Genomic DNA, 13,394 nt, shown 5'->3' with positions numbered 1-13,394 from the left:
GTGACCCCACGGATGTGCGCGATCTCGGTTGACATGAATGACCTGATGACTTAGTTTCCGCACAATACTGAGCTGTTCCGAGTTGGGGCGAACACATGAAGATCGAGTCGGTCCGCGCGCATCTGATCCACACCAGCATCCCACCGGAGAAGCGGGTCGAGTCCGGCGCAGGCCTCAAGCTGGCACGGCAGATGTGCCTGATCGAGATCCGCACCGACGACGGAGCCGTCGGCGTCGGGTCACCCTCCGGGCCCTACGATCTGGCCGTCCTGAAGCGCGTCGTCGAGGACGTCATCGCACCCCACCTCGTGGGATGCGATCCCGGCGACATCCCGTTCCTGTGGCATCGCCTCTACCACGGCGAGATCTCGCGCAACCTCGGCCATCGGGGGGTGGGCATCGCGGCGCTCTCCGGGATCGACATCGCACTCTGGGACCTGCGAGGCCGCGTGACGGGGCAGCCGCTCCACCAGCTCCTGGGCGGGCGCTACCACCCTGATGGCGTCCGCGTCTACGCCTCCTCGATCTACTGGGATCTGGCGCCGCAAGAGGCGGCATCCCAGGCGGAGTCGTGGGTGGAGCGGGGGTTCACTGCGGTCAAGGTGAAGATCGGCGCGAACTGGCGTCGTGACGTCGCCAACCTGTCGGCGATCCGCGCAGCGATCGGCACGGACGTGGACCTGCTCGTCGACGCGAACCAGGCGTTGGGTCGTATCGAGGCCACGCGGGTCCTCGATGCCCTCGAGGAACTCGAGTGCTACTGGTTCGAGGAGCCGATCAGCATCGATGACATCGAGGGGCACCGTCACCTGCGCGCAGCTCGCCGTACCGTCCGGATCGCCACGGGCGAGAACCTCTACACGCGGCACGCCTTCGCTGACCTGGTTCGCGCCGACGCGGTCGACGTCATGCAGGCTGACGCGTCCCGCGCCGGAGGTCTGACGGAGGCGCGACGGATCTCCGACCTCGCCTCTTGCCACGGCCTGGACTGGAACCCGCACACCTTCAACGACATCATCACGGTCGCGGCGAACCTCCACCTGGTCGCGGCGAGCGCGCACCCGGCGATGTTCGAGTGGGACATCACGCACAACGATCTGATGACCGACCTCGCGGATCTACCCCTCGCGATCAAGGAAGGTTGCGTGCAACCGCCGGATGGTCCCGGTCTGGGCTTCGAGATCGACTGGGACTTCGTCGCCGCCCACCCTTGGAACGGACAGCCATCCATCGGGGCCGGCCACGGGATGAGGAGGTAGTCAGGTGCGCATCGACTGGCACGCGATCCCCGGAGGCCCCGGCATGCGCCAAGGTTCCTCCCGTCGCGCCATCGCCGCGGAGCGGCTCTCGGCGGTTCGCGTGGAAACGACCCCGGACGCGGTCTTCGACGGCAAGCTTCACCGGCACGACAACGAGCAGTTGCTCGTGATGATCGACGGCTCGGTCCACCTGCAGATCGACGACGAGGACCTCTGGGTGAAAGCGGGAGACCTGGTGGTGTTCCCGCCCGGCAGCTGGCACGGCGCGATCGGCGTCGGCCCCGACGGGGCCGAGTACTACGAGATCTTCTCACCGCCGAGGCTCGATCAGCTGCCAGGCTGGGTCGGACCTTCGGCGCTCGAGTTCGACAGGAGTTGACGATGCTCACGATCGATCTGACCGGCCGGCACGCGCTCGTCACCGGGGGAGCTGGCGGTATCGGCGTCGGCATCGTCCGACGCCTGCTCGCGGCTGGCGCGAACGTGCTCGCGACCGACCTGAGCGCGGCGTCGCTCGAGAAGATGGACGATCACCCGGCTCTGGAGCGCACGGTGCTCGACATCACCGACCCCACCGCGGTCGAGGCCACGGTGCGGGACAACGTCGGGGACGCCGGGCTCGACATCGTCGTCAACGGGGCGGGGGTCGCCAGCCGCGTCGGGATGCCGTTCACCCGGCTCGACGCTCCGGACTGGTCACTGCCCTGGGAGGTGAACGTCGTCGGCACCTTCCTCGTCTCGCGAGCCTGCGTACCACACCTCCAGCGGTCACCGGTGGGATCGATCGTCAACATCGCTTCGGTCAGCGGCCGCACCGGCTTCCAGACGAGCCCGCCGTACTCGGCGTCGAAGGCGGCGGTCATCAACTTCACGCAGGTGATGGCTCGTGATCTGGCGGGGGACGGCGTGCGTGTCAACGCCGTCTGCCCCGGGATGGTGCTCACACCGTTCTACCGTGAGCAGCGACTGGCGGCAGCAGAGGTCGATCCGACGGTGCTGGAGCTGACGGATGAGGAGTTCTTCACACGCAAGGCTGAGCGGCTCATCCCACTCGGCCACGGGCAGACGCCCGAGGACATCGGCGATGCGGTCGCGTTCCTGGCCAGCGATCTCGCCGCCTCGATCACCGGCCAGGCGCTCAACGTCGACGGCGGATTGGTGATGTCGTGAGGGTGCAGAACCTCATCGGTGGTGACTGGGTCGATGGCGCCAGCACCATCGACGTCGAGGATCCGAGTACCGGCGAGCTGATCGGTCGTGCGCCGGCGGCCTCACCGGAGGATGTGGCTCGTGCGCTCGCCGCCGCGGGGTCCGTGCGACAGGCGTGGGCGTCCGCCGCGCCGGCAGAGCGCGAGCGGTTGGTTCGTCGGGTCGCCGACGAGCTCGAGCGGCGACGTGATGACCTGGTCAGCACGCTCTCACGTGAAGGAGGACGGCCGCTGCGCGAGGCGCGAGGGGAGGTGGACAAGGCCATCACCACCTTCCGCTACTACGGCGGGTTGGCCGGCTCCCTTGACGGCCGCGCGGTCGGGGCCGGGACGGGCTATCGACACGAGACGCGCCGGGAGCCCATCGGGACGGTCGTCGCGATCACCCCCTGGAACGTCCCGGCGGCGTCGCCGGCTCGCAAGCTCGCGCCTGCCATGCTGGCTGGGGCGCCGATCATCTTGAAGCCGGCTTCTGCCACCCCGCTGACCGCTGCCCTGATGGTCCAGGCCATCGCTGACGCCGGGGCCCCAGCAGGAGCCGTGCAACTCGTCGCGGGTTCAGGCAGGACGGTGGGTGGGGCTCTGGTCTCCGCCAGCGACATCGCCGCGGTCACGTTCACGGGGTCGACGGAGGTGGGTCTCCAGCTGCAGGCACAGCTCTCCGGCCGCCTCGTGCGCACCCAACTCGAACTCGGAGGCAAGAACGCCGCGATCGTCCTCGAGGATGCCGATCTCGGCCGGGCAGCGGAGGTGATCGTCGCCGCCGCGTACGCCTCTGCGGGGCAGCAGTGCACCGCCACCAGCCGCGTCATCGTGCAGCGCTCGGTGGCGGGTGAGCTGACGGACGCGATCCTCGACCGGGTCGGCCGTCTCGTCGTGGGACCCACGGACGACGAAGCGACGACGATGGGTCCGCTCATCGACCGGGCGCAGGTGGAAGCCACGGCCGGTTTCGTCGACCGCGCCACGGCACAGGGCGCCGCGGCCGTGCACGGCGGGAAGGTGCTGCCCGGTCCGGGCCACTACTACGCACCGACCGTCCTGACGGGCGTGAAGCCGGACATGGAGATCGCCCGCGAGGAGGTCTTCGGACCGGTGCTCGCGGTGCTCGAGGTGGACGACGAGGACGAGGCGCTCCGGGTGTGCAACGACACGGTGTACGGCCTCGCGGCGGCGATCCACACGCGAGACCTCGCTCGCGCGCAGGCGCTCTCCGAGCGCATCGACTGCGGTGTCGTCGCGGTCAACGGCCCGACGGCGGGCATCGATCTGCCGCTGCCGTTCGGTGGTTTCAAGCTCTCTGGCACGGCCACCAAGGAGCATGGCCCGGAGTCCATGGAGTTCTTCACGAGGACGAAGCTGGTGAGCTGGCGCAGTTGAGGCGCGGAGTGATCGCTCAAGGGAGGGAGTGGCCACGATGGGAGCAGTTGTCATCACGGGTGCAGGCGGTGCGCTCGGCCGCGCGATGGCGCGGCGTCTGGCAGGCGATGGCTGGGCGGTCGGCCTCACCGATGTCGACGGTGGGGCACTCGCCGAGACGGCATCGCTCGTGGAGGCCGCGGGTGGCCGCGTCATCACCCACAAGGCAGATCTGCGCGAGGCGCAGGAGATCGAGGAGCTGTTCGACGTCGTCGAGGGCGCCTTCCAGGTCGTCACCGGTCTGGTGAACAACGCGGCCATCTACCCGACCACGCCGGTGCTCGAGATCACGGCCGAGGAGTACGACGATGTCGTCGCGGTGAACCAGCGGGCCTACTTCCTGGCAGCTCAACGTGCCGCTCGATCGATGCTGCCGGCCGGCTCCGGAGCCATCGTCAACATCGGTTCCATCACCTGGCACGGGGGTTGGGCGGACCTGGCCAGCTACGTGACCACGAAGGCCGCGTCCGTCGGCCTCACCAGAGCCCTCGCCCGCGAGCTCGGAGCCCACGGGGTTCGTGTCAACGGCGTCGCCCCTGGTGCCTTCCCGACGGCTGCTGAAGCGATCCACCCCGATCGCGAGAACTACCAACGGCACGTGTTGGAGCATCAGTCGCTGAAGCGCCGCGGGCGGCCGGATGAGCTCGCCGCTGTGGTGGCCTTCCTGCTCGGGCCCGATGCCAGTTTCGTCACCGGGCAGACCATCCAGGTCGACGGCGGATGGGTGATGTCATGAACATCTTCGGTCAGGAGCTCAGCGAGCGGGAGCTTCGCCGCCGGACGGGTGACATCGCCGCCGTCGGCGGTCTGCGACGGATGAGGTTGCAGGACGATGTCGGGGCTGGCATCGAACTGGTGGAGGTCCGGACGGCGGCGGGTCTGAGCTTCGATGTCTTGCTGAGCCGAGCGTTCGACATCGGCCGCTTCGAGTACCGCGGTGTCCCCATCGGGTGGCGTTCGGGCACCGGGTTCCGCCATCCCGGCCTCCACGAGTTCGCGGACGAGGGCGGCATGTCCTGGCTGCGATCGTTCGACGGTCTGCTCGTCACGGCCGGGTTGGATCACACGCTGTTCACGACGGAAGCGGATGCATCGCACTTCCACTATCCGCATCGGAAGACGACGTGGAACGGTCTGCATGGACGCATCGGGAACATCCCGGGCCGCCTCACCCGCGCCTCGGAGGAGTGGACCGAGCAGGGTTGCACGCTCGTCGTCGAAGGTGAGACCCGTCAAGCAGCGGTGTTCGGTGAGCACCTCGTCCTGCACCGTCGCATCGAAGCCGATCTCGATGGGAGCGAGCTGCGTCTGATCGACCGCGTGGTCAACCGTGGGTTCAGTCGGACGCCGCACATGTACCTGTACCACCTGAACTTCGGGTGGCCACTCGTGGACGCCGGGACCCGCCTCGTCGCACCCATCACGGGCACGCGGTGGCAGTCGGAGAGCGCCTCCGTGCAGGGGGTGCCGTACGACGTCCTCCCGGAGCCGAGGCCCGACCTCGTCGAGCAGGTCTACGAGCACGAGCTCGAGGCGAGCGAGGACGGCACCCTCGGCGTCGCCTTGCTCAACGAGCAGCGCGGTCTCGGGGTCGAGGTTCGCTGGGACGCCACCGCGTTCCCCCACTTCTTCGAGTGGCTCCACCTCCGGGAGGGGGCCTACGCCGTGGGGCTCGAGCCGTCGAGCAACCACGTGGAAGGATCGCTGCCCGCTCGGGAGGCGGGCGAGCTGCGCTGGTTGGAGCAGGGCGAGAGCGTCGAGTACCGGACGTCGATACGGGTCCTCGAGGGTGCTGTTGCCCTGCGCTCAGCCGAGGACCGTATCCGTGCGGGCCACGGTCGACCGGAAGAGGGGTTGAACGCTGCGAGGTAGGCCCTCGCCATCGGGTCGTTCGGCGCGGCGGCGCTGTCTGGTGCACGGAACTCGGACGCCGTGCGAGACGGGGGAGACCTCTTGACGTCAGGTGTTCAGGTCACTTAGTCTTATCTCATGGAGGGCCCGCTCGAGCGAAGCGGCCGGGAGAAGGGGAGAGGCACATGAGGGTCAGACTGCGTGTGGTACCGGCGGCGCTGCTGGCGATGGCGCTCACCTTGGCGGCATGCGGCGACGACGCGGCCGAGCCCGCCGCGGCGGATGACGAGGTGGTCGATCCGAACGAGCCCGAAGGCGACGAGGCGGGTGAGGTGGCCTCCGAGCCCCCAGATGCTGCGGAGTTGCTCCGTGCGGAGCCTGTGGATGCTCAGCTGGACGGCGCACGCATCGCGATGATCGCCTTCCAGAACAACCCGTTCTGGGATCCGGTCGCAGCGGGCGCCGAGGCGGCGGACGAGCTCCTGGGCGACCACGGGGCGGAGGTCGATTGGATCATCGCCGGTGCCACGCTGGACGTCCCGACGGTGATCGGCGCGATCGAATCGGCGGTGGTCCAGGGCTACGACGCGATCGGCGTGGTCCCGCTCGCCGAGGGTGCGTGCCCGGCGATCCAGCAGGCGGTGGAGGCAGGGGTCCCTGTCGCCACGTTCATCGCCGAAGGCAGCTGCGCCGAGGAGTCAGGAGCTTCCTTCTTCCACGGCCAGCCAGCACACGATGCAGGTGCCGCGGCGGCGGATGCCATGGCGGAAGCCATCGGCGGAAGCGGCAAGGTCGGCATCATCACCGGCTTCTTCACCGTGGAGCAGCACGAACTTCGCCGGTCGGGGTTCGTGGACCGGATCGAGTCCGAGTACCCGGACATCGAGGTCGTCAGTTCGGTCGAGAACGAGGACGACGCTGGCCGAGCGTTCTCCGCGGCGGAGGACTTCATGACGTCGCATCCCGATCTGTCAGGCATCTACGTGACCGCTGGCGGTCCCTTCGGAGCTGCCGAAGCCGTTCAGCAGGCAGGTCGCGCTGACGACGTCGCCGTCGTGTCCTTCGACTTCGTCCCCGAGACCGTGGAACTGGTTCGCGAGGGGGTCATCGCCGCCACGATCGGACAGGACCCGTTCGGCGCGTCGTACAACACCGCCGTGTGGTTGTTCAACATGCTCGCGGGACAGGACCCGCCATCGGGCCAGTACTTCGTGCCTGTGACGGTCGCGGTCATGACCCCCGACAACGTCGATGCGGTGCTCGAGACCCAGCAGTGACCGACGCCCCGGACGTGGTGCTCGAGGTCCGTCAGGTGACCCGGAGCTTCAGCGGTGTCCGCGCCCTGCGTGGCGTGGACACCGCCTTCCGGCGCGGTCGCGTCCACGCCTTGCTCGGGGAGAACGGCGCCGGGAAGTCGACGCTGGTGCGCGTCTGCTCGGGTGCCGTGGAAGCTGATGGGGGCGAGCTCTGGCTCGACGGGGGCGTCGTCAGGTTCGCCTCGCCCTTCGTTGCGGCGCAGGAGGGCATCGCGGTCGTGAACCAGGAGCCGGCGCTGGCCGAGCAGCTGTCGGTGCTGAAGAACATCTTCCTGCCCCGGCTCTCGCTTCGCCGTCCGCTCGGTCGACTGAGGAGCGACGAACTGCGGGACGAGGGCGAGCAGCTGCTGGCGGAGCTGGGGGCGTCCATCGATCTCGACGCCCCCGTGAGCTCGCTCACGGTGGCTGAGCGGCAGTTGGTCGAACTCGCCAAAGCGCTGGCGACCCGGCCGCGGCTGCTGTTCATGGACGAACCGAACTCGGCACTCACCTCGGGCGAGACCGAGCGGATGCTCGGGCTCATCGGTCGCCTCCGCGAGCAGGGGGTCGCCGTCGTGCTCGTGACCCACCGTCTGCGCGAGGCGTTCCAGGTGGCCGACGACGTCACGGTGCTGCGGGACGGGCAGACGGTCCTCCGGGCGCCTGCAGCCGAGACCAGCATCGACGAGGTGATCCGGATCATGGCTGGCGATGCCCCGCTGCACGAGCACCAGGGACCACCGGATCTTCCTGCGGGGAAGGTCGCCCTGAAGGCGGAAGGGCTGACCGTTCGTGGGCGGTTCGCGGACGTGAACCTCGAACTCCGGGAGTCGGAGATCGTCGGCCTCGCCGGGCTCGTGGGTGCCGGCCGGTCCGATCTTGCCGAGACGCTCTTCGGACTTCGGAAGCCCGATGCCGGACGTCTGTACGTGAACGGCCAGGCGGTCACCTGGTCCGGCCCGTCGGATGCGATGCGCGCGGGGATCGCCCTCGTCCCTGAGGACCGCAAGGTGCAAGCGCTCTTCGCCGGCCTGAGTATCGACTGGAACCTGCGGGCAGCGTCCGTCGCGATCGGACGTGATGACCGGCACCGCATCGCAGAGGCCGTCCGCAAGTTCCGCGTGAAGTTCGACTCGCTCCGTGCGCCGATCTCCACGCTCTCGGGCGGGAACCAGCAGAAGGCCGTCATCGCCCGCTGGATGGCTCTCGGACCGCGGACGCTCCTTCTGGATGAGCCGACCCGCGGTATCGATGTCGCGGCCAAGGCCGAGGTGCACGAGCTCGTCCGTCGGACGGCTGCCGAGGGTGTGGCGATCTTGCTCATCTCCAGCGAGCTCGATGAGGTGCTCGACCTGAGCCATCGGATCATCGTCATGCGCGACGGGAGGGTCGTCACGGAGTTGCCAGCCAACGCGGAGCGGTCCGCTGTCGTGGCCGCAGCCTTCGAGGAGTCCCTACCGTGACGTCGCAGCAGCAGGACCAGACCCGTGTCGTGCCCGCCCGTCCTGGCGACGACGGCGTCGACGAGCGCCACGTCGCCACCGAGGAACGTGCCCGCCGGTGGAAGCGGACGCTGACCACACCGGAGGTCGGGGTCGCGATCGTCATCGTGCTGTTGTCGATCGGCATCGCGGCCCTCAACCCCGCTTTCCTCAACACGACGAACCTGTTCAACCTCCTGCGGGCGATGTCGATCACCGGGATCCTCGCCGTCGGGATGACGTTCGTCATCGTGAGTGGGGAACTGGACCTGTCCGTCGGGTCGGTCCTCGCGTTCTCCTCGCTGGCTGCGGTGATGCTGTTACCAGCAGGCCCCGGTCTGGTCACGCTCGTCGTCGCGGTGCTCGTCGGCGCGCTCACGGCTGCGGTGTCCGCCACGATCGTGACGCGGCTCGGCGTGAACTCCTTCATCGTCACGTTGGGCATGCTCTCCGTCGCGCGGGGTCTCGGGCTCATGCTCTCCGAGGGCCTGCCGCAGTCGACACCGCCGGTCATCCGCTGGATCGGGCAGGCCCGGTGGGGGCCCGTGCCGGCACAGGTCCTCATCCTGGCCGTCGTCGTCGTGATCGGTCAGTACGTCCTGCGTCGGACGGTCTTCGGGGAGCAGGTGCAGGCAGTGGGCGACAACCGTGAGGCGGCTCGACTGAGCGGGATCCCGGTCGCCCGGGTCAAGACCGCCTGCTTCCTGATCCTGGGTTGTCTGGCCGGGTTGGCGGGCATGATCCGTGCCGGGCAGCTCGCCGTGGCAGAACCCAACGCCGCACAGGGCATCGAACTCGATGTCATCGCTGCGGTCGTCATCGGAGGTGCGAGCCTCTTCGGTGGTCGCGGGTCGGTCATCGGCGCGGTGCTCGGCGCCACGCTGCTGGCGGTCCTGCGCAACGCGTTCGTACTCCTGAACCTGTCGAACTTCCTCCAGGTGGTCAGCATCGGCGTCGTCATCATCCTGGCGGTGGTGTTCGACCGGTTCCGGTCAGGAAGGACACTCGCATGATCACTGACCTCCAAGGGGCGTCCGCGCTCGTGTGCGGCGCTTCGTCCGGTCTCGGGCTCGCGACCGCGCGTGCACTCGCTGCGCTCGGCGCCGATCTCCATCTGACGGCTCGCCGCGGTGAGCTGCTCGAGCGAGAAGCGGACGGGTTGCGTCGAGATCACTCGGTGCGAGTCGCGACCTCGGTCCTCGACCTGGCGGACCCGCCGGCGCTGAAGGAGATGCTCGCGAGCGTTGCGGACGACCCGCCGAACATCGTCGTCATCGGCGGCGGGGGTCCGCCGCCGATGACCGTTTCGGACCTCGATCTCGGCGAACTCGACGCTGCGTACCGATCGCTCCTGCGTCCGGCCGCAACGATCGCCGCGTCGCTGGCGCCAGCGATGGCCGCCCGCGGTGGTGGCGTGTTGGTCTTCATCACCTCGTCGGGTGTCAAAGAACCGATCGATGGCCTCGTGAGCTCCAACATCTTCCGCGCTGGTGTGACGGCCCTCGCCAAGTGCACCGCGACCGAGTTCGCGGCACGGGGTGTCCGGTCACTGTGTGTCGCTCCGGGACGCATCGCCACGGAGCGCGTCGCCGCGCTCGATGGAGCGCGAGCTGAGCGGACGGGCACCGCGGTGGAGGACGTGCAGGAGGCGTCCATCGCCTCCATCCCTGCTGGTCGGTACGGCGACCCGGACGAGTTCGGGGAGATGGTCGCCCTGCTCTGCACGCCGGCGGCCGCCTACGTCACCGGGGTGACCATCTCCATCGACGGTGGGAAGAGCACGGGCCTGCTGGCTTGAGGGGGACGGTCCCGGGTCGGGGCCGCCACACGTGTGCGAAGCCCGCTCGTGTGACCTCACGCTCGGTGGATCCCCTGCGTGCGGTGCCGGCCGTGCGACACACTCCCGGTCGCCGGTCGGAGCCGGCGGGTCGTGCGCGAGGCCGCGCCGACCACTCAACGGGTCAATCCACGGGGGAACGATGCGACGCAACGCTGCGCGCCGCCTGAGCGCGCTGACCACCTCGCTGCTGCTGACCGCCGGGCTGCTCGCGCCCGCGGCGGCGTCCGCAGCGCCGACCGCGAGCTCCGCTGCCGTCTTCGGTGAGCGCGGCTCGGCGTTCGCCGACGGGCCGTCGGCGCGGACATCCTCGAACCATCCGATCGTGGTCCGCGATCTGTCGGACGCGTGCCCGCCCGGGCGGGTGCCGCCGGCGGGCTTCACCGACGTGACCTCGGGCTACGCGTTCGCTGGGGCCATCGACTGTCTGGTCTGGTACGGGATCACGCAGGGCAAGACCGCCACGACCTACGCGCCAGGTGAGAGCGTCACCCGCCGGCAGATGGCGGTGTTCATCCACCGGATGCTCGACGACCTGATCGTCCTCCCGGACCCACCGGCTCGGTCGCGGTTCAACGACGTGCCGGCCACCGGTGAGGTCGGCATCGCGGTCAACACCCTGGCGTCCGACGAGCTCGCGGAGATGCTCGGTGTGCGCATCGTCGGCGGCAAGACGGCGACGACCTACGCGCCCAACGACCGGGTCACCCGGGCCCAGATGGGCTCGTTCATCGCGCGTACCATGGAAGGGGTGTTCCACGCCACCGGGGTCGAGATCATCGACCGTGGACGCTGCGACAACGTCTTCTCCGACGAGGCACGGATCCCGCAGGCGCACCTGGCCAACGTCAAGCTGTTGTGTGCCGCCGGGGTCGTCACCGGGCGTACCGATGGCACCTACGGGCCGGCGGCGGACGTCAACCGCGGCCAGATGTCGGCGTTCCTGATGCGCTTGATGGACATCTTCGTCGACGACAGGGTCGGCATCACCGTCCCGCCGGACCGCTTCGCCGAGGTCCACGTCGACCGTGGTGACGGGGCGGCGGCGTGCAGCGACGCGGGCCGCGATGGGTCGTCCGCCGAGCCGTTCTGCACCATCCAGGAGGGTGTCGACCGGGCGCGCGAGATGGACGGCTACGTCGTGGACGTGATGGTGCGAGGGCGTGGTTGGCAACGGAGCTACGGCGGGGATGTGACGCTCGACTCGGGGTCCGCGTTCGCGGTGAACCTCGTGAACACCGCGCTCCCGACGCACGTCGACGAGGAGACCGCGGAGGACCTGGTCTACGTGGACGGTGACCTCACGATCACGGGCGCGGACCAGCGGGCGTACAACGCGGTCTACGGCGTGGTGCTCGACGGAGGGTCGGGGACCGGGGTCACGGTCGAGACGCCGGGTACCGCCGAGATCCTGGTCTCGGGTGCGTTCGGTCACACCGGTCTGGCCGTGGATCAGACCGGTCGGACGCTCGTGGTCGGCAGCATGGTGTGGGGTCGTGACGTGGGCATCGACCTGATCCGGACGACGCTGTCCGGTACCGGGACCGACATCCAGGGGTCGCTGATCTACGAGCCTTTCCACGAGGACGCCGCGTTCTTGCGGGCCCCAGCCGGCGCGAGCGGGATCGATGCGATCCTGAACGGGTGGCGGGCCACCAACGGCTTCGTCAGCGACGACTCGTACCCGGACCCGGCTGCGACGAAGCTGGAGACCATCGACGGTCGTCGCGCGATCGTGCCGGCCTGACCGTTCGCGTGCACGGTGCCCCGGCCGCGTCCGCGGCCGGGGCACCAGCGTGTCCAGCGGTGGACGGTCCGTGCGCTGCGCGACGGCGCCCACCGCCGGTTGACCCTCCGCGCGCCGGGCGGGTACCCTCACGCCCTGCGGTCCCTCGTGGGCCGCGTGTCTCGTGTCCGGGCCGGCACCACAGGATGCCCTGCACCTGCAACACCGCCCCTGGACGCCGCCCTCCGGTTCGCCGGCACACCCGTGCCGCTCCCGGCGTGGCACGGCAGCGGGGCGAGACCACCCGACGGCCCCACGTCCCCGTGAGCCCCCCGAGCACGGGGGCCGCGTGGCCACCGAGGAACGTGAAGCGATGCGCACCTACAGCCCGAGCGCCAAGGACATCGATCGCGCGTGGTTCGTGGTCGACGCCGAGGGTCAGTCCCTCGGTCGTCTCGCCACCCGGATCGCCGGCGTCCTGCGCGGCAAGCACAAGCCGACCTTCGCCCCCCACCTCGACGTGGGCGACTTCGTCATCGTCGTCAACGCCGAGAAGGTGACGCTGAAGGGCAGCAAGCTCGAGCAGAAGCTCTACCACCGTCACTCCGGCTACCCGGGTGGTCTCACCTCGGTGCCGTTCCTGACGATGCTCGACAAGAAGCCGACCGAGGTCGTCGAGCGCGCCGTCTTCGGCATGCTCCCCAAGAACAAGCTCGGCCGGGCGATGGGCAAGAAGCTCAAGGTCTACGCCGGTCCGACCCACCCGCACGAGGCGCAGGCTCCCCAGCCGCTGCCCGACCACGTCTGAGGCGTTGACCATGGCTGACAAGATCTTCGTGGGACGCCGCAAGTCGGCGGTCGCCCGCGCCCGTGTCGTCAAGGGCTCCGGTCAGTTCACGCTGAACGGTCGCACCTTCGAGGACTACTTCACCACCGAGAAGGTCCGAGCCCACGTGCTCGAGCCCTTCGGCATCCTCGAGCAGGAGGCGCAGTGGGACGTCACCGCCAAGATCCACGGCGGTGGCATGACCGGCCAGGCCGGCGCCCTGCGTCTGGCGATCGCCCGCGCGCTCGCCGAGCACGACCCCGAGTGGCGCACCCCGCTCAAGCAGGCAGGGTTCCTGACTCGTGACGCCCGCCGGGTCGAGCGCAAGAAGTACGGCCTCAAGAAGGCCCGTCGCGCCCCCCAGTTCTCCAAGCGCTGACGCGACGCGGACCGGTCCGTCCGGTCGCCATGGAACGCACCACGACGCCGCCCCTCGGGGCGGCGTCGTCGCGTTCCGGCGACGTTCGTGGTGGGGGACCGTGGTCCCGCCGG

Annotated in this window: 12 protein-coding genes and 1 pseudogene; all 13 read left to right on the top strand. The window is 69.3% G+C overall.

What is annotated here, in order from left to right; translation table 11 throughout:
* The first annotated feature begins 95 nt into the window (after positions 1 to 95).
* A complete protein-coding gene (locus NITAL_RS01720; protein ID WP_052664366.1) occupies positions 96 to 1,259 on the top strand; it encodes a mandelate racemase/muconate lactonizing enzyme family protein in 1,164 nt (387 codons plus the stop codon).
* A 4-nt stretch (positions 1,260 to 1,263) separates the two neighbouring features.
* Positions 1,264 to 1,638: a cupin domain-containing protein gene (locus tag NITAL_RS01715; RefSeq protein WP_211262145.1), complete on the top strand. Its 375-nt coding sequence runs from the start codon at positions 1,264 to 1,266 to the stop codon at positions 1,636 to 1,638.
* A 2-nt stretch (positions 1,639 to 1,640) separates the two neighbouring features.
* Positions 1,641 to 2,429: an SDR family NAD(P)-dependent oxidoreductase gene (locus NITAL_RS01710; RefSeq protein WP_052664365.1), complete on the top strand. Its 789-nt coding sequence runs from the start codon at positions 1,641 to 1,643 to the stop codon at positions 2,427 to 2,429.
* Positions 2,426 to 3,847 (top strand): aldehyde dehydrogenase family protein, encoded by a 1,422-nt coding sequence (locus NITAL_RS01705; RefSeq protein WP_169786690.1) that lies wholly within the window; start codon positions 2,426 to 2,428, stop codon positions 3,845 to 3,847. The genes NITAL_RS01710 and NITAL_RS01705 overlap by 4 nt, the downstream gene beginning before the upstream one ends.
* Before the next feature lie 37 nt (positions 3,848 to 3,884).
* Positions 3,885 to 4,622, top strand: coding sequence for an SDR family NAD(P)-dependent oxidoreductase (locus NITAL_RS01700; RefSeq protein ID WP_052664363.1), 738 nt, complete (start codon positions 3,885 to 3,887; stop codon positions 4,620 to 4,622).
* Complete coding sequence (locus tag NITAL_RS01695; RefSeq protein ID WP_211262144.1) at positions 4,607 to 5,758, top strand: aldose 1-epimerase family protein; 1,152 nt, start codon at positions 4,607 to 4,609, stop codon at positions 5,756 to 5,758. The genes NITAL_RS01700 and NITAL_RS01695 overlap by 16 nt, the downstream gene beginning before the upstream one ends.
* A 164-nt stretch (positions 5,759 to 5,922) precedes the next feature.
* Positions 5,923 to 7,014, top strand: a complete 1,092-nt coding sequence (locus tag NITAL_RS01690; protein WP_157041565.1) for a sugar ABC transporter substrate-binding protein — start codon at positions 5,923 to 5,925, stop codon at positions 7,012 to 7,014.
* Complete coding sequence (locus tag NITAL_RS01685) at positions 7,011 to 8,495, top strand: sugar ABC transporter ATP-binding protein (RefSeq protein ID WP_052664361.1); 1,485 nt, start codon at positions 7,011 to 7,013, stop codon at positions 8,493 to 8,495. Before NITAL_RS01690 ends, NITAL_RS01685 begins: the two co-directional genes overlap by 4 nt.
* Positions 8,492 to 9,526 (top strand): ABC transporter permease, encoded by a 1,035-nt coding sequence (locus tag NITAL_RS01680; RefSeq protein ID WP_052664360.1) that lies wholly within the window; start codon positions 8,492 to 8,494, stop codon positions 9,524 to 9,526. The genes NITAL_RS01685 and NITAL_RS01680 overlap by 4 nt, the downstream gene beginning before the upstream one ends.
* Positions 9,523 to 10,311 (top strand): SDR family oxidoreductase, encoded by a 789-nt coding sequence (locus NITAL_RS01675; protein ID WP_052664359.1) that lies wholly within the window; start codon positions 9,523 to 9,525, stop codon positions 10,309 to 10,311. Before NITAL_RS01680 ends, NITAL_RS01675 begins: the two co-directional genes overlap by 4 nt.
* Positions 10,312 to 10,492: 181 nt before the next feature.
* Positions 10,493 to 12,097 (top strand): S-layer homology domain-containing protein, encoded by a 1,605-nt coding sequence (locus NITAL_RS01670; RefSeq protein ID WP_052664358.1) that lies wholly within the window; start codon positions 10,493 to 10,495, stop codon positions 12,095 to 12,097.
* Between the two features lie 352 nt (positions 12,098 to 12,449).
* Entirely contained in the window at positions 12,450 to 12,884 is a 435-nt protein-coding gene (gene rplM / locus NITAL_RS01665) for a 50S ribosomal protein L13 (protein WP_052669250.1), read from the top strand.
* Positions 12,885 to 12,912: 28 nt separating this feature from the next.
* A pseudogene (gene rpsI / locus NITAL_RS01660) lies at positions 12,913 to 13,281 on the top strand (30S ribosomal protein S9); the annotation flags it as partial.
* Between the last annotated feature and the right edge of the window lie 113 nt (positions 13,282 to 13,394).

Origin of the sequence: Nitriliruptor alkaliphilus DSM 45188 (genome assembly GCF_000969705.1) — a bacterium.
In the GTDB taxonomy this organism is placed as follows: domain Bacteria; phylum Actinomycetota; class Nitriliruptoria; order Nitriliruptorales; family Nitriliruptoraceae; genus Nitriliruptor; species Nitriliruptor alkaliphilus.
The sequence above is the reverse complement of the archived record's forward strand: the minus strand, read 5'-3'. Positions and strand labels throughout refer to the sequence as shown.